At 64.9% G+C, this 22,961-nt stretch carries 20 protein-coding genes; 8 read left to right on the plus strand and 12 right to left on the minus strand.

The annotated features are described in order from the left end of the window. Positions 1 to 78 precede the first annotated feature (78 nt). The 3 genes from GIW81_RS06855 to GIW81_RS06865 all read left to right on the plus strand — a co-directional run bounded on the left by GIW81_RS06855 (position 79) and on the right by GIW81_RS06865 (position 5,133). Positions 79 to 486, plus strand: coding sequence for a DoxX family protein (locus GIW81_RS06855; protein WP_154738529.1), 408 nt, complete (start codon positions 79 to 81; stop codon positions 484 to 486). Positions 487 to 700: 214 nt separating this feature from the next. Beyond that, positions 701 to 1,963: an efflux RND transporter periplasmic adaptor subunit gene (locus GIW81_RS06860; RefSeq protein ID WP_154738530.1), complete on the plus strand. Its 1,263-nt coding sequence runs from the start codon at positions 701 to 703 to the stop codon at positions 1,961 to 1,963. An 11-nt stretch (positions 1,964 to 1,974) separates the two neighbouring features. Then, on the plus strand, positions 1,975 to 5,133 hold the full coding sequence (locus GIW81_RS06865; protein ID WP_154738531.1) for an efflux RND transporter permease subunit: 3,159 nt from the start codon (positions 1,975 to 1,977) through the stop codon (positions 5,131 to 5,133). Here GIW81_RS06865 and bluB read toward each other — a convergent pair whose 3' ends face one another. Continuing rightward, entirely contained in the window at positions 5,134 to 5,790 is a 657-nt protein-coding gene (bluB, locus tag GIW81_RS06870) for a 5,6-dimethylbenzimidazole synthase (protein ID WP_154738532.1), read from the minus strand. After that, on the minus strand, positions 5,787 to 7,094 hold the full coding sequence (locus GIW81_RS06875) for a cobyrinate a,c-diamide synthase (RefSeq protein WP_154738533.1): 1,308 nt from the start codon (positions 7,092 to 7,094) through the stop codon (positions 5,787 to 5,789). The genes bluB and GIW81_RS06875 overlap by 4 nt, the downstream gene beginning before the upstream one ends. Positions 7,095 to 7,228: 134 nt before the next feature. Between GIW81_RS06875 and cobU the strand changes: the two genes are divergently transcribed. Next, positions 7,229 to 7,744 (plus strand): bifunctional adenosylcobinamide kinase/adenosylcobinamide-phosphate guanylyltransferase, encoded by a 516-nt coding sequence (cobU, locus tag GIW81_RS06880; RefSeq protein ID WP_154738534.1) that lies wholly within the window; start codon positions 7,229 to 7,231, stop codon positions 7,742 to 7,744. Positions 7,745 to 7,751: 7 nt separating this feature from the next. Here cobU and GIW81_RS06885 read toward each other — a convergent pair whose 3' ends face one another. The 9 genes from GIW81_RS06885 to xrtE all read right to left on the minus strand — a co-directional run bounded on the left by GIW81_RS06885 (position 7,752) and on the right by xrtE (position 17,011). Then, positions 7,752 to 8,300, minus strand: coding sequence for a hypothetical protein (locus GIW81_RS06885; RefSeq protein ID WP_154738535.1), 549 nt, complete (start codon positions 8,298 to 8,300; stop codon positions 7,752 to 7,754). Positions 8,301 to 8,356: 56 nt separating this feature from the next. Then, positions 8,357 to 9,100, minus strand: a complete 744-nt coding sequence (gene cobS, locus GIW81_RS06890) for an adenosylcobinamide-GDP ribazoletransferase (RefSeq protein ID WP_154738536.1) — start codon at positions 9,098 to 9,100, stop codon at positions 8,357 to 8,359. After that, positions 9,097 to 9,693, minus strand: coding sequence for a histidine phosphatase family protein (locus tag GIW81_RS06895; RefSeq protein ID WP_154738537.1), 597 nt, complete (start codon positions 9,691 to 9,693; stop codon positions 9,097 to 9,099). Before GIW81_RS06895 ends, cobS begins: the two co-directional genes overlap by 4 nt. Next, positions 9,693 to 10,745, minus strand: a complete 1,053-nt coding sequence (gene cobT / locus GIW81_RS06900) for a nicotinate-nucleotide--dimethylbenzimidazole phosphoribosyltransferase (protein WP_407658162.1) — start codon at positions 10,743 to 10,745, stop codon at positions 9,693 to 9,695. The genes GIW81_RS06895 and cobT overlap by 1 nt, the downstream gene beginning before the upstream one ends. A gap of 105 nt (positions 10,746 to 10,850) precedes the next feature. Further along, positions 10,851 to 13,283: a sensor domain-containing protein gene (locus GIW81_RS06905; RefSeq protein WP_195930423.1), complete on the minus strand. Its 2,433-nt coding sequence runs from the start codon at positions 13,281 to 13,283 to the stop codon at positions 10,851 to 10,853. Between the two features lie 210 nt (positions 13,284 to 13,493). Beyond that, complete coding sequence (locus GIW81_RS18805; RefSeq protein WP_195930425.1) at positions 13,494 to 13,667, minus strand: hypothetical protein; 174 nt, start codon at positions 13,665 to 13,667, stop codon at positions 13,494 to 13,496. A gap of 324 nt (positions 13,668 to 13,991) precedes the next feature. After that, positions 13,992 to 14,180 (minus strand): hypothetical protein, encoded by a 189-nt coding sequence (locus tag GIW81_RS06910; RefSeq protein WP_154738540.1) that lies wholly within the window; start codon positions 14,178 to 14,180, stop codon positions 13,992 to 13,994. 172 nt (positions 14,181 to 14,352) lie between these two features. Further along, positions 14,353 to 15,177: an outer membrane protein gene (locus tag GIW81_RS06915; protein ID WP_195930427.1), complete on the minus strand. Its 825-nt coding sequence runs from the start codon at positions 15,175 to 15,177 to the stop codon at positions 14,353 to 14,355. A 214-nt stretch (positions 15,178 to 15,391) separates the two neighbouring features. Continuing rightward, positions 15,392 to 17,011: an exosortase E/protease, VPEID-CTERM system gene (xrtE, locus tag GIW81_RS06920; protein ID WP_154738542.1), complete on the minus strand. Its 1,620-nt coding sequence runs from the start codon at positions 17,009 to 17,011 to the stop codon at positions 15,392 to 15,394. 376 nt (positions 17,012 to 17,387) lie between these two features. Between xrtE and GIW81_RS06925 the strand changes: the two genes are divergently transcribed. The 3 genes from GIW81_RS06925 to GIW81_RS06935 all read left to right on the plus strand — a co-directional run bounded on the left by GIW81_RS06925 (position 17,388) and on the right by GIW81_RS06935 (position 20,836). After that, complete coding sequence (locus GIW81_RS06925) at positions 17,388 to 18,815, plus strand: mannose-1-phosphate guanylyltransferase/mannose-6-phosphate isomerase (RefSeq protein WP_154738543.1); 1,428 nt, start codon at positions 17,388 to 17,390, stop codon at positions 18,813 to 18,815. 165 nt (positions 18,816 to 18,980) lie between these two features. After that, positions 18,981 to 19,916, plus strand: a complete 936-nt coding sequence (locus tag GIW81_RS06930) for a hypothetical protein (RefSeq protein WP_154738544.1) — start codon at positions 18,981 to 18,983, stop codon at positions 19,914 to 19,916. A 56-nt stretch (positions 19,917 to 19,972) separates the two neighbouring features. Then, the gene (locus tag GIW81_RS06935) at positions 19,973 to 20,836 is read left to right on the plus strand and encodes an FkbM family methyltransferase (protein ID WP_154738545.1); all 864 of its coding nucleotides are present in this window, start codon (positions 19,973 to 19,975) and stop codon (positions 20,834 to 20,836) included. A gap of 21 nt (positions 20,837 to 20,857) precedes the next feature. On the opposite strand, the gene GIW81_RS06940 is transcribed toward GIW81_RS06935, so the two are convergent. Then, entirely contained in the window at positions 20,858 to 21,616 is a 759-nt protein-coding gene (locus tag GIW81_RS06940; RefSeq protein ID WP_154738546.1) for a class I SAM-dependent methyltransferase, read from the minus strand. Between the two features lie 232 nt (positions 21,617 to 21,848). Between GIW81_RS06940 and GIW81_RS06945 the strand changes: the two genes are divergently transcribed. Beyond that, entirely contained in the window at positions 21,849 to 22,892 is a 1,044-nt protein-coding gene (locus tag GIW81_RS06945; RefSeq protein ID WP_324614922.1) for an NAD-dependent epimerase/dehydratase family protein, read from the plus strand. Positions 22,893 to 22,961: the final 69 nt, after the last annotated feature.

The raw sequence follows: 22,961 nt of genomic DNA on the forward strand, positions 1-22,961 counted from the left end.
CCAGCATTCCCGTTGAGCACCCCCGCACAGATGGTTACGCTCTTTCCTCCTAGGGATGGAGACAGGAAGAGGTAACCAATGACGCGACAAGAACTCGAGACCGTTTGGGCTCCGCGGTTGCTGGGCGTACTGCGCATCGTCGCCGCCATACTTTTCATCGAGCACGGCACCCAGAAGCTGTTCGGCTTCCCGCCGCCGTCGCGCCCGCAACCTGAAATGTTCGAGCTGACCTGGTTCGCCGGCATGCTCGAGACCTTCGGCGGCCTGCTGCTGCTCATCGGCCTCTTCACCCGCCCCGTCGCCTTCGTTCTGAGCGGTCTGATGGCCTCCGCCTACTGGATCGCACACGCCCCGCAGAACACCTATCCGGTGCTCAACGGTGGCGATGCGGCCATCCTCTTCTGCTTCGTATTCCTCTACATCGCGGCCGCCGGACCGGGCGCTTTCAGCCTCGATGCGGCGCGCGACGGAAAAGCGGTCGCCTAGCCGTTGCATGCTGGCTGGCCGGTTTTCCGGCCGTTCATAATTCGAAGACGGGCACCGGGCGCCCCGATCCAGGGTTGGGGCGCCCGCAAACTCGCTTGAAACGAGAGACGGGGGTCGGCCGATTTACCTTTGCGGGGGTAAGCTCGTTCGGATTCCAGCCGCCGAAAGGCGTAAACTAGGGCTGCCCCGGGGGCAGCCTGATCTGGGAGCGGTAATGCGTCCGAGCTACGTCGTGCTGATCCTCGTTGTGGCTGTCGCTGCGATCATCGCAGCGCTCGGACCGATGCGTGGACGCAGCGTCGAGTCGGGCTTCGCGGATATAAAGAACGCCGTCGCCTCTCTCGGCAGCAGCACAGCTCCCGCCGCCAAACAATCGGCAGGCAAGCTGCCGGAGCTGACGGTCAGCCGGCCCATCTCCCGCAAAGTCATCGAGTGGGACGAGTTCACCGGCCGCTTCGACGCGGTTGAATCGGTGGACGTGCGCGCGCGGATATCGGGCTATCTCACCGAGGTCAAGTTCACCGACGGCGAGGACGTGAAAGCAGGCGAGCTGCTGTTCACCATAGACCCGCGCCCCTTCGAGCGCGCGCTCGATCAGGCGAAGGCGCAGCTCGACCAGGCCAAGGTCAGCGTCAGCAACGCCAAGCTCGACGTGGAGCGCGGCCGTCCGCTTTTGAAGAGCGACTACATCTCCCGCAAGGCGTTCGACGACCGCGAGAACATCGTGCGCGACGCCGAGGCGCTGGTGAAGATCGGCGAGGCGCGCGTCAAGGCGGCTGAGCTGGAATTGAGCTTCTGCCGCATCACCGCGCCGATATCGGGCCGCATCAGCCGCCCCCTCGTCACGCCGGGAAACTTTGTGAGCGGCGGCGGGGCGGACACCGGCTCGACGATCCTCACCACCATCGTCATGCAGGATCCCATCTACATCTACTTCGACGTCAGCGAGAACAACGCGCTGAAGTACCAACGCCTGTCGCAGGCGAGCGGCAAGGGCTCGGCCGGCATACTCGGCGCCAGCGTCGGGATCGGCCTTCCCGACGAGACGGGCTTCCCGCACGACGCGAAGCTCGACTTCCTCGAGAACCGTCTCGATCAGTCCACGGGCACCCTCCGCGCCCGCGCCAAGCTCGCCAACCGCGACCGGCTCTTCTCGCCCGGCATGTTCGCGCGCGTGCGCTTGCAGGGCTCGCCCGAGTACAATGCGCTGCTACTGCCCGACGAGGCCATCGGCACCGACCAGGCCAACCGCTTCGTCTACGTCGTCGGCGAAGACAACGTCCCGCAGCGGCGCGTCGTGGAGCTCGGGCCGCTCGACGGCGGCATGCGCATCGTCCGCAAGGGCCTCGAGCCGGACGACTGGGTGATCCTGCGCGGCCAGCAGCGTGTTCGCCCTGGGCAGAAGATCGCGCCGCGTCGCGCGCCGCTGACGGTGTCTGATGCCGCTGGTGACGGCGCTGCCGTCACCAAGCCCTGAGGCGAACGACGATGCGCTTTTCGCATTTCTTCATCGCCCGCCCGATCTTCGCTTCCGTCGTCTCGCTCGTCATCCTCATCGTCGGGACGATCGCGTACTTGACGCTGCCGGTGGCGCAGTTCCCCGAGATCGTGCCGCCCACCATCTCTGTGACCACCTCGTATCCGGGCGCCAACGCACAAACCGTCGCTGACACGGTCGCCTCCGTCATCGAGCAGGAGGTGAACGGCGTTGAAGGCATGATCTACATGTATTCCCAGTCGACCGACGACGGAAACATGTCGCTCAGCGTCACCTTCGACGTCGGCACTGATATCGACAAGGCGCAGGTGCTCGTCCAGAACCGGATCGCGGTGGCCGAGCCGCGCTTGCCGGAGGAGGTGCGCCGCAACGGCATCTCGGTAAACAAGCGCTCGCCCGACCTGCTGCTCGTCGTCCACCTCGTCTCGCCGGATCGCACCTACGACCAGGTCTACATCTCCAACTACGCGCTGCTCAACGTGAAGGATGAGCTGGCCCGGATCCCCGGTGTCGGCGACGTCACGCTCTTCGGCTCGCGCGAGTACTCGATGCGCGTCTGGCTCGACCCCGAGCGCATCGCGCTGCGCGGCATGACGGCCGACGAGGTGATGTCGGCGTTGCGCGCCCAGAACCTGCAGGTCGCCGGCGGTGCGCTTGGGCAGCCGCCGCAGCCCAACATGGGCGCCTTCCAAATGTCACTGCAGCTGAAGGGGCGCCTGCTACAGCCGGCCGAGTTCGAGAACATCGTCCTGAAGACGGGCACCGACGGCCGCGTCGTGCGCGTCAAGGACGTCGGCCGCGTCGAGCTCGGAGCGCTGAGCTACACCACCTACGGTTACCAGGACAGCTACGCTGCGACCGTCATGCCGATAACGCAGCAGCCGGGCTCCAACGCCATCGAGACGGCGAGGCTCATCAAGGCAGAGATGGCGCGTCTGGCGGAGCGCTTCCCCAAGGGGCTCGAGTATCGCATCATCTATAATCCGACGGAGTTCATCGAAGAGTCGATCTCCGAGCTCTACCTCACGATCCTGGAGGCGGTGTTCCTCGTCGTCGTGGTCGTGCTGCTGTTCCTGCAGACGTGGCGGGCGACGGTCATCCCGCTGGTCGCCATCCCCGTATCGCTGATCGGCACCTTCGCGGTAATGGAAGGGCTCGGCTTTTCCATCAACATGCTGACCTTGTTCGGCCTGGTGCTGGCGGTCGGTATCGTCGTCGACGACGCGATCGTCGTGGTGGAGAACGTCGAGCGCAAGCTCGCCGAGGGTCTGTCGCCGACGGAAGCGACGCGCATCACGATGAACGAGGTCGGTGCGGCGCTCATCGCTATCGCGCTCGTGCTTTCGGCCGTGTTCGTGCCGACCGCCTTCATCGGCGGCATCACCGGCGCCTTCTATCGCCAGTTCGCGGTAACCGTCGCCACGGCGACCATCATATCCGCTTTCAACTCGCTCACCTTGAGCCCGGCGCTATGCGCCATTCTGCTGAAGCCGCACACCGGACACGAGCAGGACAGCTTGCTGATGCGGCCGGTGCACGCCTTCTTCGGGGCGTTCAACTGGGCCTTCGACAAGCTTGCTGCCGGCTATGCCCGTCTGATCCGCGGCGCGATCGCCATCTCGCCACTAGTGCTGGCCCTCTACGCCGGTTTGCTCGGCCTCGCCGGCTGGCTCCTCGTGCACACGCCGACGGGCTTCATCCCCAAGATGGACCGCGGCATCATCACCGTATCCCTGCAATTGCCGCAAGGCGCCTCGCTGCAGCGAACCGATGACGTCGTCCGCCGCGTCAACCAGATCGTGCTCGACACGCCCGGCGTGAAGCACACCTCGACGTACACCGGCCGCTCCGGCTCCACCGGCTCCAACTCGAGCAACCTCGGCATGGTCAACGCGGTGATGGACGACGCGCGCGAGCGCTTTGCCAAGGGGCTGACCGCCGACAAGATCGCCGACGACCTCACCGCCAAGCTGAGTGCCATCGAGGAATCCAAGACAACCGTCACCATCCCGCCGCCAGTGCGCGGCATGGGCGGACAGACGGGCTTCTCCATGCGCCTGCAGAACCGCGCAAATATGACTCCCGGCGAGTTCGAAAAGGTCGCCAACGACTTCATCGCCGCCGCCAACGACATGGCCGGCATCAAGAACGCCTTCACCACATACTCGACAAGCACACCGCAGCTCTACGTCGACGTCGACCGCACGAAGGCGCAGATGCTGCACGTGCCGCTGGAGGCGATTTTCGAGGCGCTGCGCGTTTACCTCGGCTCCGCCTACGTCAACGACTTCAACATGTTCGGGCGAACTTTCCGCGTCACGGCGCAGGCCGACGCGGGCTTCCGCCTGCAGCCGGAAAACATCGCGCGCATCCGCGTGCGCAACGACAGCGGCCAGATGGTGCCGCTCGCCAACCTCGTCAACTTCCGCCACATCTCCGGCCCCGACCGCGTCCCGCGCTACAATCTCTACCCGACCGTGGAGGTGAACGGCGCCACCCAGCCGGGCGTCAGCACGGGCCAGGCGATGCAGATGCTGTCTGAGCTCGCCAAACAGGAACTGCCCGAAGGCATCACCTACGAATGGACCGACCTGTCGTATCAGGAGGCGAAGGTCGGTAGCACCGGCTACTACATCTTCGTCTTGTCCGTAGTGTTCGTGTTCCTCACGCTTGCGGCGCAGTTCGAGAGCTGGTCGCTGCCGCTCGCCATCATACTCATCGTTCCGATGTGCCTGTTGAGCGCGTTGTTCGGCGTCCGGTTGCACGGGCAGGACATCAACATCCTCACCCAGATCGGCTTCATCGTACTGATCGGCTTGGCGGCGAAGAACGCCATCCTCATCGTCGAGTTTGCGCGCCAGCTCGAGGACCAGGGCCGCGACACCGTCACCGCGGCCGTCGAGGCCTGCAAGCTGCGCCTCCGCCCCATCCTGATGACCTCGCTCGCCTTCACGCTGGGCGTCGTGCCGCTCTACATCGCCACCGGCGCCGGTGCCGAGATGCGCATCGCGCTCGGGACCGGCGTATTCTGGGGCATGATCGGCGTAACGATCTTCGGCCTTATCTTCACGCCGGTGTTCTACGTGGTGATCCGCCGCCTCTCGACGCGGCGCCGCGAGCCGAAGGCGCTTGCCGCCCCGGCCGAGTAATCAGCGACGCAGGATCAGAGACTCCAAGTCGACGCGCTGCTGCCAACCGTGGCGCTCGAGCTCCGGATCGACGTGCTCCTCCGCCGGCCAGCCGAGGCACAAGTAGGCGACGAACCGCCACGCGGCGGGCACCTCCAGCGCCTGCGCCACAGCCTCGGGCTCGAGGATCGACACCCAGCCGACACCGAGCCCGTGCGCGCGCGCCGCAAGCCACAAAGTCTGGATGGCGCCGACCACCGAATAGCGCAGCGTTTCGGGCATGGTGCGGCTGCCGAGCCCGGCCCCGGCCTCGGTGGTCTCGTCCGCGAACACCGCCAGATGCACAGGTGCGGCGCCAAGCCCTTCCAGTTTCAGTCTGGCATAGAGGCCGCGCCGCTCGTCGGCGTAGGTGTTTAGCGCCTCGGCGTTCGCGCGGGCGAAGGACGCACGCACCGCCTCACGCCGTTCGGGGCTTTCCACCAGCACGAAGCGCCACGGCTGGCTGAAGCCGACCGACGGCGAACGCGCCGCCAGCTCGATCAGCGACACGACGAGTTCCGGATCGACGGAGTCGGTGCGGAAGCGGCGGACATCGCGGCGCCATAGGACGAGGTCGCGCAGCGCGGCGCGAAACGCCTCGTCGAACTGCGGCGGAGCATCTTTGCCAGGACCGGTCATGCGGCGGCATCGATGACATGGAAGAAACTGCCGGTCACGACCCCGCGCCGCGAGCCGCGTTCGGCGACCCGCGCGCCGTCCGTACCGCGGATGTCGGCCAACGGCTCGTCGGGGTTCGCCAGCACGTTGGCAAAGTGGAACTCGTGTCCGACGAGCTGCGCGCCCGTCGCGATGACGCGCGCCCGCCGATAGCCGAGGTGCATGCGCGGCGCCGCGAACGACGTCTCGACGCCTAGCAGGCCGAGCATCGCGTGGCGCACGCCCTTGCCGTCCTCGAGCCCGGCCCCGAGCACCATGTAGCCGCCGCACTCGCCGTGGATCGGCACGCCGCGCTGCGCGGCGTCGTGCATTCCGCTGCGAAAGCGTTGAGCCGCCGCGAGTGTGTCGGCGTGCAGCTCCGGGTAGCCGCCCGGTAGCCATACGGCGTCGCAATCGTGCGCCGGCGCCTCGTCGGCGAGTGGCGAGAATGGCACGATCTCGGCGCCCGCCCGCCGCCAGCCGGCGAGGATGTGCGCGTAGGTGAAACAGAACGCGCGGTCCTGGGCGAGCGCGACGCGCTGGCCAGGCGGTGCCAGGTCGGTCGTTGCGGCGGAAGGGGCAAGCGCCAGCGGCCGCGCGGCGGCGAGCACCGCGTCGAGGTCGGTCCCGGCGCTAACCGCCTCCGCCATGATGTCGAGCCGGCTTTCCAGCGCTGCCGTCTCTCCGGCCGTTACGAGACCCAGATGCCGCTCCGGCATCGTCATGTCGGGCCGGCGCTGGACGGTACCGAGTACCGGCAGCCCAATGCGCGCCATCGGCGCGGAGATCATCGCCGCGTGTCCGGGGGTGCCAACCATGTTGAGTACGACGCCGGCGAAGGCGATGTCCCGCCGATAGGTCGTAAGCCCTAGCGCGATCGCAGCAGCGGTCTCCGCTTGCGCGCCGACGTCGAGCACCAGTACCACCGGCCAGCCGGTGAGGGCAGCGAGATCCGCCGTCGACCCGCTGCCGCAGATGCCCGGCGCGCCCGCCCCATCGTAGAGACCCATGACGCCTTCGGCGATGCAGATCTCCGCGCCCGCCGCCGCGCCGCGCGCATGCTGCGCAATGAGCTCCGGCCGCATCGCCCAGGTATCGAGGTTGAAACTCGGCCGTCCGGCCGCGGCGCTGTGGAAGGCCGTATCGATATAGTCAGGGCCGCATTTGTAGGGCTGCACGGCGATGCCACGGCGGCGCAGCGCCCTGAGCAGGCCGAGCGTCACCGTCGTCTTGCCGGAGCCCGAAGCGGGCGCGGCGATGATCAGGCCGCGGGGATTTGCCGACATCGCTCGTTTGCCTCAAGGCACGGCATGAAAACTAAGTTGCGGTGCCCGCTGCCGAAATTCGCTTTTCCCTTGCCGGAAAGCTTTGCCGGTTTGATAAGAGTTGCCCGCTTCCCCCGTCAACCGAATTTGCCTCCATGCCCGAACTGCAGCTGCCTCGTCTAACCCTCGTGCTCGGCGGCGCACGCTCGGGCAAGAGCCGCTACGGCGAGGAGCTTGTCGGGCGTACGGCCCCGCCCTGGACCTACGTCGCTACGGCCGAGGCGTGGGATACCGAGATGGCCGAGCGCATCGCCCACCACCGCGCGCGGCGCAACGCGAGCTGGCAGACACTCGACGCGCCGCTCTACCTGGCCGCCGCCGTCGCCGGGCTCACCAGGCCGGCGCTCGTCGACTGCCTCACCCTCTGGCTGAGCAATGTCATGCTCGCCGGCCGAGATGTGGATGCCGAGAGCGAAGCCCTGCTGGCGGCGCTGGCCTGCGCGCCGGGCCCGCTGGTCGTGGTATCGAACGAGGTCGGGTTGGGCATCGTGCCGGACACGCCGCTCGGTCGCGCGTTTCGCGACGCGCAGGGCCGGCTCAATCAGCGCGTCGCAGCAGCAGCCGACCGCGTGATCTTCATGGCGGCCGGCCTAACTCTCAACTTGAAGTGAGCGGTGCTCAGATCGTCCGCTCGACGGCGTTGCGGCCGATGAGCCCGGTAGCCACGGCCAGACGGTGCGCGATCAGCAGGACGACGAACGCAATCGCCTCGACCGTGCTGACATAGGCCATCACGTCGTAGTTGAAGGCACCCTCGCCGCGCGGAAGTACGTACGACGCGACGAACAGGGCCGCCTCATAGGCAAGGAACGCCATCACCAGCGAGCCGAGCAGCATCGCCACGATGCCGTAGGGCGAGAGTGCGGTCACGGCCGCGCGCGCCGCGTAGTAGCCCGCCATGGCACCGATGCCCATGAACAAGCCCCAGCCGAGCGCTTGCGCCTCCAGCGGATAGCCCAGAACGGCAAAGCCATACACCTGATTGGCGAGCCAAACGGCGCCGACCAGCAGCGGGCCGTCGTTGTGCTCGGTGTCGAGCGCCGCCAGGGCCGCCAGGGCGGCGAACGGAATGGCGCAGGCAAAGACGCCCGTCGCCAGCAGCGTCGCGACGGTCAGAAACCCGATCCAAATCAGCCGGCGCTCGGCGCCACCGGTGGAAGCTTGCATGTCCCGAATTCCCCTAATCCCGGAATTTTTTGCGCAGCGGGCGCGTTGGCCGGAAGCTATGCCATTCGCAGGGCAATGAGAAGCAGCAAGATGGTCTCGGTCACTTCGACGCTGGCACCCAGGCAGTCGCCGGTAATTCCGCCTACCCGGTATCGCCAGTAGGCGGCGATCGCCGGGATCACGAGCAGGGCGGCGAGCAGCATCGGCGCCAGAAAAATGCTGAGCAGTGCCAAGACTGCGGCCTCCGCGCCGACGATGCGCGGGTCGATCTCCCAGGCGAAGCGCTGTCCAGATCCGTCCGCCAGCGGCGGCACCACGAGGCTCCAGAACGGCGCACCGAGCCGCGCCCAGGCGGCCACGAGGATCAAGGGAATAAGCGCCTCGCTGCGGCCCCCGGCAATCTCGGCCAGCAGCACCAGCTTGGCGATGAGCTGCAGGCCGATCGCCATGACGCCGAAGGCACCGACGTGCGGATCGCGCAGGATCTGCAGGAAGCGCTCGGGCGAGCGGTGCGCACCGGCCAGCGCGTCGGTGACGTCGGCCAGACCGTCGAGATGCAGCCCGCCCGTCACCCACACCCAGGCAAGCAGCGCCAGCAAGGCGCCGACTGCCGGCGAGGCCAAAGCGCCGAGCCAGAGTGCCGCCCCGACGATGGCGCCGACGACAACACCGACGACAGGAAACCACAGCGCCGAACGCGAGAGGTCGACGGGGTCGAACACGTCGATACGCGGCGCCGGCAGCCGGGTGAGGAACTGCAGCGCGTGCGAGAAGGAACGGAGCTGCGCCTTGATGTTCATGGCTGCACGACCTCGACGATCTCCCCCCACAGCCCCGCCGTATTATCACGTCCTGCGCGCAGCGTGATCCGCGTCCCGGGCTTGATGCTGAACGCCCAAAGATTGGCGAACGGAATGGCGCAAGTAAGGGCGAGCGTCGCGCGCATCGGACCGGCATGCGTGACGACGAGCGCGGTCGACGCGGCGGGCTCGGCCAGCACGCGATCGAGGGCGCGCGCAACCCGGGCGACGAGCGCGCTCCAGGTTTCGCCGCCGGGCGGGGCGGCCGCGTCGGGCGAGCCATAGAATGCGGCGAATGCCTCGGCGGCCTCCGGGTCGGCGCGCACGTCTGCCGGCAGACGCCCATCCCAGGCGCCGAAGTCAAGCTCCGCCCAGTCCGCATCGATGCGCAGTGTCCTGCCGCGTTTCGCCGCCACGCGCGCGGCCCCCGCCTCGGTCCGCCGGCGAGGCGACGCAACGACGACGTCCCACGACCGACCTGCCGTCTGCCGCTCCATCTGCCGCCATCCCGCCTCGGACAGCGGCGGATCGGTGCGGCCCAGCAGTCTGCCGGGCATCTGCGTCTCCCCGTGCCGCATGAGGTCGATCAGCATCATGACTCCGGGCCGGAGATGTGTGCGTCGGCAAAGGTCGCCATCTCGGAATGCAGCGCACAGGCAAGCCGCAACAGCGGCAGGGCCGCCGCGGCACCCGAGCCTTCACCCAGGCGCAGCTTGAGATCGAGAAGGGGCTCGGCCGCGAGCGCATCGAGGACCACCCGGTGGCCGCGCTCAAGCGACCGATGCGAATAGATGAGCCACGGCGCGCACGACGGGTTGAGGCGCACAGCGCCGAGCGCTGCCACGGAGACGATGAACCCGTCGACGAGCACCGGGATGCGGCCTTGCGCGGCGGCGATCATCGCACCGGCAAGGGCCGCGATCTCCAGCCCGCCGACGCACTTCAGCACCTGCGCAGCCGGGACATCGGCGGCTCTGAGCCCATGCGTGGCCAAGGCCGCCTCGATCACCTCGGCTTTGCGGTTCACTCCGGCAGCATCGAGGCCGGTGCCCGCCCCGACCACGTCACCCGCGCGCACGCCCAGCAGCGACGCGGCGATGGCCGCTGCAGATGTCGTGTTGCCGATCCCCATCTCGCCGAGGATGACGATATCCGCGCCGCCCGCCCTCGCCCGCTCGACCGCGCGGCGCCCCGCCTTCAGCGCGAACGACAGCTCGTCGGTGGTCATCGCCGCCTCGTGCGAGAAGTCGCGCGTGCCGCGCCGCGGCTTGTCGGTGGTCACCCCCGGGACGTCATGTTCGGACAGCGTGCCGGCGTCGACGACATGCAGCTTCACGCCGAGTTCACGTGCCAGTACCGCAATCGCTGCGCCACCGGCGGCAAAGTTGTGCAGCATCTGCACCGTCACGTCAGCGGGATAAGCGGAGACGCCCTGCGCGGTGACACCGTGGTCGCCGGCAAACAGGACGATCGGTGCGCGTGCGGCACGGGGGCGATCCGTCGCCTGCAGCGCCGCCAGCTTGATCGCCAGTGCTTCCAGCACGCCGAGCGAACCCGGCGGCTTGGTCAATACGTTCTGGCGCGCTTCGGCGGCGGCACGATGCGCCTCAGACGGCTGCGGACAGTCAGTTTCGAACCACTCCACTCGAACCGCCTCCAGTCTCAATGATCGGCGGCGCAGCATGAGGAAGCGGCGCGGCGCGTCAAGGAGGTTTGGTGCACATCGCATACGTGTGGGAGCGCAACAGGCTCAGGCCGAGGCGCTGACGGCGTGCTCGCCACGAACGAAGGCGCGAACTTGGGTGGCGCTCATCGCCTTGGCGAACAGATACCCCTGCATGGTGGTGCACCCCATGGCCCGCAGCAGCGTCAGCTGCGACTGCGTTTCGACCCCCTCGACCGTCACCTTGATCCCCAAACTCTGGCCCAGGTGAGCGATGGTGCGCACGATCGCCAGGTTGTCGGGGTTGGTTTCCATGTCGCGCACGAAGGACCGGTCCACCTTGAGCCGGTCGATGGGAAGCTTCTTCAGATGCGACAGCGACGCGAAGCCGGTGCCGAAATCATCGAGAGCGATCTCGACGCCCATGTCGTGCAGCTGCTGCAGCGCCGCCGCGACCCCGCTTGCGCTGCGGCCCAGAAAAACACGCTCGGTCACCTCGATGCACAACCGCTCCGGCCGCACGCCGATCTCGCGCATCTTCGCGCTGACAAAGTCGGCGAAGGTGCCTAACGCGAAGTCAGCGGAGGTGACATTGATGGCGATGCGGCCGAACTCGACGCCGGCGCGCTCCCACGCTGCCGCCTGCCGCAGTGCCCGGTCGATGACCCACTTGCCGATGTCGGACGCCGACTTCGGATCGTCGAAAATCTCCTCGAATTCCGCGGGTGACAGCAAGCCGCGGCGCGGATCGTTCCAGCGTAGGAGCGCCTCGAAGCAGGTCGGCGCATCCGGCTCGAACGAGATGATCGGCTGATAGAGGAGATCGAGCTCTCCGCCGTGCAGGGCGCGCTGGATGTCGCGATGCAGCTTGTAGGTGCTCTCGAACGAGGCGCGCATCTCGGGCACGTAGAACTGGTAGCGATCGCGGCCCAGATCCTTGGCGCGATAAAGCGCAAGGTCGGCATTCTTGAGCAGCTCGCTCGCGCCCGTCGCGTCCGAGGGATAAAGGCTGAGGCCGAGGCTTATGGTGCAGCGATGTTTGACGCCGCCCAGAGTAATGGCAGGCTCTAGGGCCTCGAAGATCGCGTCTATTGCGCCGGCCAGCGCCGATTGCTCGCTGTGCATCCAGATCAGCACGGCGAACTCGTCGCCGCCGAGGCGAGCGACGGAGCCGTAGGGCGACACGGCGAACTGCAGGCGGGCGCCCACCTCCTTGAGGAGCTCGTCGCCCGCCGCGTGGCCGAGGATGTCGTTCGTCTCCTTGAAGCGGTCGACATCAATTAGGCCGACGGCAAAGCGCTGCGAATTCTCGGCTGCCTTGACCAGCATGGATTCCAGCTGCTCGTTGAACAGCAAGCGGTTCGGCAGCCCGGTGAGGCTGTCCTGCTTGGCGAGCCGCCACAGCTCCTGCTCCAGCCGTTTGCGCTCGGAGATCTCCTCGGTCAGCATCATCATGCCGCCGATACTTTCGTCCTCCAGGTGCCACGGCCGCACCTCCCAGCGGATGACATTGGTCGAGCCGTCCGCGCGCTTGAACAGCTCCTCGGGCGAGCTTTCCGTCGCGCCCTTGAGAATCCGCTGGTGCTTCACCTTCCAGTGCTCCGGCACCTCGGGGAAAACGTCATAGTGACTGCGGCCTATTAGTGGCTCGTTGGGGAGATTGTAGTCGTGCAGCCAACGGTCCGTGTGCGCGATATAGCGCATGTCGGTGTCGAACATGGCGACGGCGGCAGGCGCGTGCTTGATGAAGGCTTCGAGCGTCGAGTGCGCGACCTTCAACTCGTTCTCGGCGCGCCGGCGATCGGTGACGTCCACATAGGTATTGAGGTGGCCGCCACCGTGCACCGGAACGCTGCGCACTTCGAGAACGCGCCCCGACAGCTCGTTGCGCTCGGTCTCGATCGCCACGGGGCTGAGCAGGACCTTCAGCCTGCTTGTCACCGCGTCATCGACGGGCAGCGGGCCGTAGTCGCCGCGCTCGGCGCGAAAGCGAACCAGCGTATCGAGCCGCATCGGCAAGCTGGCGAACAACCGGTCCGGCAGGTCGAGTAGCACCCGGTACAGCTTGTTGCAGGCGACGAGGTTGACGTCGCGATCGATGAGCGCGATGCCACCGGGAAAGTTATCGATCATCGCCTGCAGCGCTTGCGATTGCTCGCGGATGGGCGTGATGTCGGTGCTGATCGTGGTGAACTGCTCGATCTCTCCTCGCGCATCGAACCGCGGAATGACGATCGACTCGAAACAGACGTCGGTCCCGTTCTTGGCGCGATCGCAAAGCTCGCCGCGCCAGGTCTTTCCCGACATCACCGTCTCCCACATCGCTTCGAGCATTTCGCTCATGCGCTTGCCGGAGCTCAACAGCTCGTAGTGCTGACCAACGAGCTCGGCCTCGCTGAAGCCGACCACCTTGCAGAAGCGGTCGTTCACTTCGAGGATGCGCCCGGTCGTATCGGTGACGGTGATGCAGAAGTGTTCTTCGAGGGCCTGGCGGTATCCGTCGAGCCGGCTCGACGACAAGTCCGCGCGCGCACTACCTCGCGAATTGGAGGACGAGGATTGCCCCTCGCCCCGGCCGTGTAGCCTCGCACGCCAGTCGCCTACCAGTTTGGACAGCACGCGGACGCTCCGAGCCCCGTTTTGGCCCATTAGAGCCCGCAATCCTTAACCTGTTCTTATCTATGGTTGTGTTCGGAGGATTGGACGCGTGATGCGTTCATAATCAGGGGCTTAGCGGGTGTTGCTGCCGCCACGGCTGGCGGCTACCGCTCGCTTCTTATCCTTGCTCGCCAGCGCCCCAGCGCTGGACTCGCCTTTACGGTCGGGTTCGAACGATCGCTTCTTGCCCGGCGCCGGCGCGGTAGATGCCACGCGCGCGGCCCCACTCTTCTTGATCTTTGCCACCCGTCTCGCTCCTCATAGCGGCGTGCGGCAAGCAACGTCGCGACGAGCCCGAGAGTTCCAACCCACCGGCTTAACTCTATTTGCGGAATGACAATCCGTAAGTATCGGACGCTCAGCCATCGGACTAATATGGCGTCGGCCACCGTCCCTCTGTCCCCCCTAGAACAGGTGGCCTGTTTGAGGACGCCACTCCCACCCCCGGAGCGGCGTCCTTTTTTGTGAGCAATATCGAAGCGAGCTTGGCGCGACTTCGCATCCCTACGTGCGGCACGTTCCGCGCAAGTACCAAATTCGGTTGAGCAGCGCTCGCTACCCGCAAGGGCTTTAGCCCTTGCTTCTCGCCCTGGCGACGACAACGGCCGCGACGCCTGCGAGCAGCGCAATCACTGCAATCGCGCTCGAGCCATCGAACTCCGGAATGGGCGGAGGGATATCGAAGATAGCGGCGAACGCCTGGTTGATCCCAATGGTCGAAAGGAGGGCAGCCGCGCCCAACATCGTTTTGAATTTCATGTCATTCTCCTATCGCGGCGCATGCGCGGGGGGACACGGGGGGTCGCCGCTTGGAGACATGGTCGATCTTGGGGTGGTGACACACCACACCCCAGTAAGGCGTAGGCCCCCACCCAGTAGGGAGGGGGCCGCCTAGATCAGAAATTGCAAGAAGCGAGGACCTCGACGGCCCCTACTTCAGCGGCGCCGCACAGCAGTCCGGACTGTCGAATTTATAGGCGACGCCGAGCCGGGCTACCCAGAACTGATCGTCCCATTCAGCCCTCGTGACCGCAGGCCCTGGGAACAGCGGGTTGATGGGTTGAACCGTATACGTATGTGTCTCGCTCCCGAGGTCGACATACAGCGCTTCCGCGCGAAGGACCCAGCGAGTGTCGTGCAGCAATTCCGCGCCACCGCCTACCGTCCAACCAACCTTCGTCTTATCGTTGGACTGCGCAAATGGGCCGAAATCGGCGGGGAGTACAGCGAAACCCGGATTGCCGCAGCCAACGCAGTCGTCGTTGAACCTGTGATCGACGTTTGCATAAGCGAGGCCGCCCGTGGCGTAGAGCAATAGGTGGTCGTGGACCACATAACCGGCTCGGCCGCGAAGCGTACCGAACCAATTGATTTTGCTTTCCAAACTGGTGGTCTCGGCGAAACCGCCGGCGCCCGGCGGCTCACGGTCGAACGCCGTGGGCGAGGCGTCTTGCCAGTTGAAATCCGTCTCTATGCCGAAGACGAACGGGCTACAGCAGCGCTGCCAATTGTAGCCGACATACCCGCCGAACGTGAACGAGTCGTCGCTGTCCCTAAACTGAAGGCCGTTAGCGATCTGTGACAGGAAGGTGACTTCGTTTCGTTGGCGCGCATAGCCGACAGCGGCGCCGATATAGGCTCCGGCGAACGGCGCTTCGCAACAGGGAGCGGCGGTGGGTTGAACCATACCGTCGGCCCAGGCTGTGGTGCCGAGGAAGCCGAGGGCGAGAATCGTGAGCGAAAGCTTGCGCGTCATTGGGAGCCTCAGTTCTGCTGAGATCATTCACAAGCAACACGACGCTTACCCACAGGATGCACACACCCAAAGACAGATTCGCGGCGAGCGGTCGATCAGTGAACGCACTGATAGCGGCTAAATACCTGTGTACGATGCTTTTATCCCACACTTTCGGGGCGTGAGACGGGTGCTACATAGCGCAGAGGACGCGAGCGTGCGTGTGCCCGGCCGATCAGAGCAACGTCCACTGGTGCGCCGCGACTGCCCAAACGAAAATGACGGCATTCGACGCCGCATGCGCCAGGATCGCGTCCGACAGCCGGTTGGTGCGGTAGACGAGGAGCGCATAAAGCGCGCCGGCAATCGCCGCCTCCATCCAGCGCTGATGCGTCAAGCCGAACAGCAGCGACGTGAGGACGAACGACAGCCAGGTAAAATGGCCAGGGGCGATGCGTTCGAAATCGCGCGAGATCAGGATCCGCTGCAGGTAGCCGCGAAACGCCAGCTCCTCGGCCACTGGCACGAGCATCACGGTGCCGATGCCACGACAGACAAGCCAGAGTGCCGCGAGCCATGCCGGCAGCGTCGCGATCCATGCCGCAAGTTCAGTTCCACCGTCGTTGCCCGGATCGGTCAGCACCCAGGCCAGGCCGATGCCGGCGCCAACGGCGAGCGCGACGGGCGAAAGCGCTATCGGCAATGACGCATATACGCCGCGAAAGTACCACACAGCGCCCCCAACCGCCGCGACCTTCAAGAAATAGAGCCAATGATCGTGCGGCGCGAAGAGCGAGGCGACGATGCTTGTCGCCATCAGGGCCATGAATGGCACGAGCAGCGCAAGCATCAGGCTATTTGCCGGTCGCGCAGCTGACACCAATCTCTTGGGCTCGGCGCGGAAAAATGGACACCAGATGGAGACCGCCATCAGGCCGATGGCGATGCCTAGGAAGGCGATCCATCCAGCCTGGGAATGGAACCCGTCAAGCGCGACTTGGGGCGAAACGTGCCGGCCGACGCTTATCAGTAGGGCAATACGCAGTGCGTTCAACGTCCAAGACACTACGATGCCGATCACGATGAGCAGCAGCGCATGCGGAAAGCGCAACTGGCGCCGCATTAGCCAGCAGTAAAAAGCCAGGAACGCCGTAACGAGGCCGATGCCCTCGTATCCCGAACACTCCTTGAGGACACGGACATGAAAATCGCCGGCGCCGAGGATGCTGCGGCCGACATCGAGTAGGACGTCGGTTTCATAGAGGCTCAATATCCAATGCGCTGCATGGAGGGTCCAGCCGGCGAGACTGCTCCAGCTCTCCAACGCGAGCCTGCCGGCCACGATTAGGAGGATGCCGCTGATCGCCGCCGTTGCGATCTGCGTAGGCATATCGCGCACGAGTCCTCGCCAGAAACTGAGTGGTGCAGCGAGGGTGGCAAGCGACGAAGCAGTTGCAAGGAGCAAAAGACAATATAGGGCGAACCAGTGCCAGGGCGGGCTCGCGGACCGCGCCACCAGTTCGGAGAAAGCCACCGTAGCGGCGAGAAGCGCGGCGAACAGCGCGAGGTTAACGACGACGCTGGCACGCCAGTTGTAGTCCCGCATGGCCGAGGACCAGGCGTTCGCGATCCTCTCTCGCGTTGGCCATGCGATCAGCACCAGGACGCCGAGAGCGACGAGCGCAGCTTGGGCGGATGCCTTCGCGATGGTCACGGGATTGATCCATTCGGGAAGGCCGGTTGGGAAATTGAAGGCGTAGGAGGTCAGGAAGATCTCGACCAGGGTCAGCGCCCCGAATGCAACCAGCCGCCCACGGTTCGATTTTTCCCTGTGAACCACAGTCGCGTGTTGCATGGTAAGCCGGTCTCGCCACTTAGCTTTTGGCCTCTAATGCGCCTCCCATGCGTGAGGCGAAAGCGCGCCAAAAGCAGAACGCTAAATCAAATGGGGTATAGGCCCCCCTTCCCTTCGCCTCGGATCCCTCGCAGGGCAGGCAAGGAAACAGGCGCGCGGGCATCAACGATCCTACTTGGAGGGCCACCTATCGGGCACTGAGCGTGAGCCCGGACGGCAGATCCCCGCACTTCAGAACAGCCCGGCCCGTACGCCAAAGTGCACAATTGCGCCGCGGCCACTCCAGGATGACGCTGCAGCATGTGCAGGACTTGCATCGTCACGGGCCCACGTGCGCGTGCTTGTCTTTTGAAAGCCACCCAGCCGAGCAAGTCGCATGATCATCCCAGTAATATTGTCCGGCGGCACTGGCGCGCGGCTCTGGCCGTTGTCGCGTACCATGTACCCAAAGCAGTTCATTCGCTTCTTCGATGGCCAAAGCAGCTTGCTCGGAGCAACGTTGCGCCGGCTGGGGCATAAAGCGGACTTCGCCGCACCGATCATTGTCTGCAACAGCGACCATCGCTTTCTTGTCCGCGAGGAGCTGACAGCTGGCGGCGTCGAAGCGCAGGCGATTCTGTTGGAGCCCGTGGCGCGAAACACTGCAGCGGCGGTCGCGGCCGCGGCGCTCGTGGCCGCGAGGCAGGGCAACGATGCTCTCCTCGCTATCCTCCCTACCGACCATTTGATTGGAGATACGACCGCCTTTTGCGATGCGTTGGTCCGGGCGACCGACCTCGCCCAACGCGGCAAGATCGTTCTGTTTGGCACCCCTCCCAGCGGGCCGCACACGGGCTACGGATATATCCGGCGCGGCAAAGCGCTCGAGGACGGCTGCTACGCGATCGAAGCCTTCTGTGAAAAGCCCGAACCGGAAACGGCGGCGCGCTTCGCTGCCGATCCTGCCTTTCTCTGGAACAGCGGAATTATCGTTGCCAAGGCGCGAACGCTCATCGAGGAGACGGAACACCTCGCACCCGCCGTGCTTAGTGCCGCTCGCGCCGCCGTCGCCGGCGCGACCGAAGATTTAGGCTTCCTGCGCCTCGATCCGACTGCATTTGCCAACTCTCCGACCGTGTCCATCGACACCTCGATCTTGGAGAAAACGAAGGCGGCCGTCGTCCTGCCAATCGGCTTTGCCTGGGGAGATGTCAGCTCCTGGTCGGCGCTGTGGGAGAGCTCCCCTCACGATGCCGCGGGCAATGCCGTCGAAGGTGACGCGGTTCTCATCGACACCTGCGATTCCATAGTTCACAGCGACCGCTCCCTCGTCGCGACCATAGGTGTCGACAATCTGATCATAGTGGACACGCCGGACGCGCTGCTGGTCGCCGACAAGGCGCGCGCGCAGGACGTATCCAGTCTGGTCGCGCGTTTGAAGGATCTCAACCGCAAGGAACATGCGCAGCACCTGCGGAACTACCGGCCCTGGGGCTATTTCGAGACGCTGAGCTTAGGGCCGCGCTTTCAGGTGAAACTGCTGCACGTCAATCCGGGTGGCCGGCTGTCGATGCAAATGCACCATCATCGTTCCGAGCATTGGGTGGTCGTAAGCGGAACCGCCAAGGTGACGATCGGCGACTGCACGAAACTGGTGCAGGAAAACGAGAGCGTCTACGTCATGTCGACGCAATGGCATCGGCTGGAGAACCCCGGCAAGGTCGACCTCGAACTGATCGAAGTACAGCTCGGCAGCTATCTGGGCGAAGACGACATCGTCCGCAGCGATGACATCTATCATCGTGCCGCTGACGAGACGCGCTAACTCCGGCGAAGCGTCACCTTCCCAGCAGACGCGACAGCAAGTGCCGGTTTCGTGGCGCCCGCAGAGGTAGCGCCTACCTCGTTTGGCGAGGTCCTCCGCCAGCAGCCCGCATGTTAGCTAGATCGTGCAGGCTGAGGGGCAACACCGCTAGTGGCGACTTTACGAATGCTGTGGCACGCCAACGAATTGAGCGAGGACTCCAACCGCACACGGGCAGCAGACGATGTGTGGGGTGCGGAGCTTGTCGATCAGTCACTGGCGACCGCGTGGTACCCCGCCGAATGGGCTAGCGTGACCGACGACGAGCTCGTCTTTCTGCTGCCTTCGCTTTGCAACTGGCCAACTGGCCGCCATGCCGAGCCGGCGCGGCGCGGCCCGATCGACTACTTGACCAGGACGCTCACCGCACGCGCCGATGCAGCCTCCCGTCTGATCGCGCGAAGGTCTGGTCTAACGGACCCTGCGGCTGCCGCCGAGATACACGACCGTCTCGTTGCCAGTGGCTTGTTGTCGAGCATCGACGCGCATCGGCGCTCAACCACCCTACGAGATAGCCGCGCGCCCGCGCCCGGCCGTGACCAGGGTCGCCTGCCCGATTGGCTCATCGCTGAGTTGGTCGCCCTCGCCTACACAAACCGAATGCTGAGCGATGCGCTAGGGAGTGCCGCGCCTCAGGGCGTTGACGCACCGCTCATCGATTGGCCGCTGACTCTCGCCGACGTGGTCGTCGCCTCGATCAGCGCGCGACTGAACGGCGCCTATGTATACCCGGAGCACGGCTACGCGCACGAGCTGCTCGCCCTCGCAGCTCTCCTCGGTCATCTGGTCGAAGGCCGCACCGCATATCTCCCACCGTCGATCGCAGGGACGCTTCTCGACATCCTCCGCGCCAAACCCTCTGCCGACGACCAGACGGCCGCTGTGCTCCGCGCCTACATCGAGTGGGCCGGCGGAGCCAATCGCTTGATGCTTTGGGCGCGGATCATAAACGCCACCGGAGTGGCCCGTCGCATCGCGCCGCGGGCGGCACTGGTGCCTCGTGCCTTGCGAGCTGCGTGGAATCCCCGTCTGCTACAGCGTCTAGACGCTCAATCGCTGTGACACGCCGGAACGTCCTCCTCAATCGATAGCCCCATTCGAAGTTGGAGTAATTTCTGTTGCCCAGTCCGCTCCAGCACATTGAAGGGTTGATCAAGGCCGTTGGCGTTGTCTCGGCCTTGAATATTCTCGCGCGACGTACTGCCGGTCTTGCGCGTCCAACTGCGGTTCGCCTGCGCGATGCCTCGCGCGACAAGGTGATGGTACGTCCGACACAGAGCGACCTGTTTGCAGCCGCGCAGGTATTCGGCTGGGAGGACTATCAACTTAGCGGCAGGGTCATCGAACGCCTGAATGACTTGGCCAAGGCGTGGCGGGTGGCAGGCGACGTTCCTGTCATCATCGATGGCGGCGGCAACGTCGGTTATGCGTCTGTCTACTTTGCCAATAGGTTTCCTGAAGCGGTGGTTCTGGCCGTCGAACCTGACCCGGATAATTTTGCGATGCTTGTGCAAAATACTGCGCAGCACGAGAACATCAGGCCCGTGCATGGGGCGCTTTGGCAGGACGAGAGCGGGGTAGACCTTAAACGCGAAACGTCGGGCGGCTGGTCTATAAGCACCGTTCCGAGCAGGAACAATGGGGGAATCCCCTCCTGGCGGATCGAGGAACTCTTACGTCAGGTGCCCCGGAGCCGCGTCTTGATTCTGAAGCTCGACATCGAGGGCTCGGAACGGCAGGTGTGCGACGCATCCCCTCAGACTATCCGCGCGGCGCCGTGCGTCATCGTGGAACCGCACGACTACGATCGCGTCGGAGGTGGGTGCCTCACGCCGCTCTTTCGGGCCATCTCCGGAAAGGAAGTCGACACTCTCGTTCAGGGAGACGTCCTGGTCTTCCTCGATTCGAGTTTGTCCTCGCCCGCAGGTAACCTGAAGACTCTGCCGGAGCGCGACACGATGTTGAGAGTCGTGTCCGCGTGATTGAGGCTAACCTTCGCGCTTCTACTCAGCTGGGGCCGCTTGCGGCTTCTGCGCCAAACACATCAGTGTCCAACCGAGCCACGTGTTTTCCTGCAATCGCTTGACCGCTCGGCCAATTTGACCCAGACCGACCGTCGCCATCGCACTGTGCAGCTTGCTTGAGTTGATGACCCGTAGAACGCCCCTGTTGCACTGGGGCGTGAGGGAGAAGAGGGACCGGATTTCGAGCTCAGCGCCGATAAGACCTGCCAGCTCGTGTCTGTCCACCCATAGTCTGATCTGTCCAGGTTTCGGGTTCGGGATGTCGTTGCGCTCAAGCTGCGGGCGGTTCTGCGTTGCGAGCATCAAGAACCCACCAGGCCGTAGCAGAGAGCTCATCTTCCGGATGAAGGCGGGCTGGTCAGCGACGTGCGACAGCACTTCTAAAGACACAACCACGTCGTAGCCTGAGCTCTCGAAGTCGAGCGACATGAAATCGCCCGCTATGAACTTCACGTCCGGCAAACGCTTAGCTGCGCGCTGCAGGACCTCGTTCGACAGGTCGGTAGCGGTCAGCGAGCCGTATCTCGTCAAGCTGCCGCAAAGCCATCCTGCCCCGCATCCGACCTCGAGAATCTTAAGATCGCGTCGGCCCATTCCCTCGAGCCAGCCGACGATCACGTCTCGCTGATCGACGGATACCTGAGCGATCGCCGCTTCACGCCCCTCGGCATTCCACCGATTCCAAAATTCGACCTGCGCATTCAGGGGAGCATCGCGTAGTTGCTCGGCATTCAGCATGGCATCACCTTCTCGCCGGAGCCTCGCTTTTACACATTCTTTGAAATTCGCACCGGGATGCAAAAAGTCGTACTCAGCGGCGCCCGAACCCCGGATACGCCGTAAGTGGTAGGTGCCCAGCGCAGGCGCCCGGGTGCTATTTGACCTAATTCGTTGCTAGGCAGATCGCAGCGGACGCATGCAATGTGCACCCGAAAGCCAAGTACAGTCAGGCAACGGCGGAGTTCGCATAGTGAAGGTCTTACTCACGGGACATCGTGGTTACATCGGCAGCGTCATGGCGCCGATGCTCCTCGAGGCGGGGCACAGCGTCGTAGGCTGTGACAGCGATCTATACCGCCGCTGCACCTTCGATGCGGGCGGAGAGATGGCCGATGTTCCGAGCCTCATCAAGGATGTCCGCGATCTGGAGAAAGGTGACCTAAAGGGCGTCGATGCGGTCATCCATCTCGCTGCCCTTTCCAATGACCCGCTCGGCAACCTGAACGCCGATCTGACTCACAGCATCAACCACCGCGCCAGCGTCCGCTTGGCTAAGCTTGCCAAGCAGGCGGGCGTCGCGCGCTTCCTGCTCGCTTCCTCGTGCAGCAACTACGGACAAGCCGGCGACGAACTCGTCACCGAGGAGGCGGAGCTCAACCCGGTCACCGCATATGGCGAATCGAAGGTGCAAGCCGAGCGGGGCATTGCACCACTGGCGGATGACAATTTCTGCCCGGTCTATCTGCGGCCGGCGACTGCATATGGCCTGTCGCCGCGCATCCGTTTCGACATTGTTCTCAACAACCTCGTCGCCTGGGCCGTTACGACAGGGCGGATCTACCTCAAGTCGGATGGCTCGCCGTGGCGCCCCATCGTCCACATCGAGGACATCTCACGCGCCTTCATCGCTGCGCTCGCCGCACCGCGAGACAAGGTGTTCAACGAGGCTTTCAACGTGGGCAGCACCGACCAGAATTATCGCATCCGTGACATTGCAGGCATCGTTGCCGACGTCGTCCCGGGTTGCCGGTTGGACTTCGCCGAGAATGCCGGACCGGATACGCGCTGTTATCGCGTCAGCTTCGAGAAGATCCAGCGGGCGCTTCCGGCGTTCAAGCCGCACTGGAATGCGCGAATGGGCGCCGAACAGCTCTACGAGGCGTATCGGCGTTCCGGCGTCACACTCGAAGAGTTCGAAGGGCCGCGCTATCAGCGCATCGGCCACATAAGGAAGCTGATGGCGGACGGCGTCATAGATGAATCGTTGAGGCACATTGGACGTGCTGCGGCCTGATCCGAGCGATCGCGACTGCGCCAGCACCGCGGCGCACGCGCCGAAGCCACACGTGACAGCTTCGCCTGT

The organism is Hyphomicrobium album (assembly GCF_009708035.1).
Lineage (GTDB): Bacteria > Pseudomonadota > Alphaproteobacteria > Rhizobiales > Hyphomicrobiaceae > Hyphomicrobium_A > Hyphomicrobium_A album.

Excerpts from the sequence above, each read along its gene's own strand:
- GIW81_RS06860 (WP_154738530.1), top strand. The coding sequence starts at position 701 with ATGCGTCCGAGCTACGTCGTGCTGATCCTCGTTGTGGCTGTCGCTGCG.
- cobU (WP_154738534.1), top strand. The coding sequence starts at position 7,229 with ATGCCCGAACTGCAGCTGCCTCGTCTAACCCTCGTGCTCGGCGGCGCA.
- GIW81_RS06885 (WP_154738535.1), bottom strand. The coding sequence starts at position 8,300 with ATGCAAGCTTCCACCGGTGGCGCCGAGCGCCGGCTGATTTGGATCGGG.
- GIW81_RS06875 (WP_154738533.1), bottom strand. The coding sequence starts at position 7,094 with ATGTCGGCAAATCCCCGCGGCCTGATCATCGCCGCGCCCGCTTCGGGC.
- GIW81_RS06940 (WP_154738546.1), bottom strand. The coding sequence starts at position 21,616 with ATGCTGAATGCCGAGCAACTACGCGATGCTCCCCTGAATGCGCAGGTC.
- cobS (WP_154738536.1), bottom strand. The coding sequence starts at position 9,100 with ATGAACATCAAGGCGCAGCTCCGTTCCTTCTCGCACGCGCTGCAGTTC.
- GIW81_RS06910 (WP_154738540.1), bottom strand. The coding sequence starts at position 14,180 with ATGAAATTCAAAACGATGTTGGGCGCGGCTGCCCTCCTTTCGACCATT.
- xrtE (WP_154738542.1), bottom strand. The coding sequence starts at position 17,011 with ATGCAACACGCGACTGTGGTTCACAGGGAAAAATCGAACCGTGGGCGG.
- GIW81_RS06925 (WP_154738543.1), top strand. The coding sequence starts at position 17,388 with ATGATCATCCCAGTAATATTGTCCGGCGGCACTGGCGCGCGGCTCTGG.
- bluB (WP_154738532.1), bottom strand. The coding sequence starts at position 5,790 with ATGACCGGTCCTGGCAAAGATGCTCCGCCGCAGTTCGACGAGGCGTTT.
- GIW81_RS06895 (WP_154738537.1), bottom strand. The coding sequence starts at position 9,693 with ATGCTGATCGACCTCATGCGGCACGGGGAGACGCAGATGCCCGGCAGA.
- GIW81_RS06915 (WP_195930427.1), bottom strand. The coding sequence starts at position 15,177 with ATGACGCGCAAGCTTTCGCTCACGATTCTCGCCCTCGGCTTCCTCGGC.
- GIW81_RS06855 (WP_154738529.1), top strand. The coding sequence starts at position 79 with ATGACGCGACAAGAACTCGAGACCGTTTGGGCTCCGCGGTTGCTGGGC.
- GIW81_RS06865 (WP_154738531.1), top strand. The coding sequence starts at position 1,975 with ATGCGCTTTTCGCATTTCTTCATCGCCCGCCCGATCTTCGCTTCCGTC.
- GIW81_RS06930 (WP_154738544.1), top strand. The coding sequence starts at position 18,981 with ATGCTGTGGCACGCCAACGAATTGAGCGAGGACTCCAACCGCACACGG.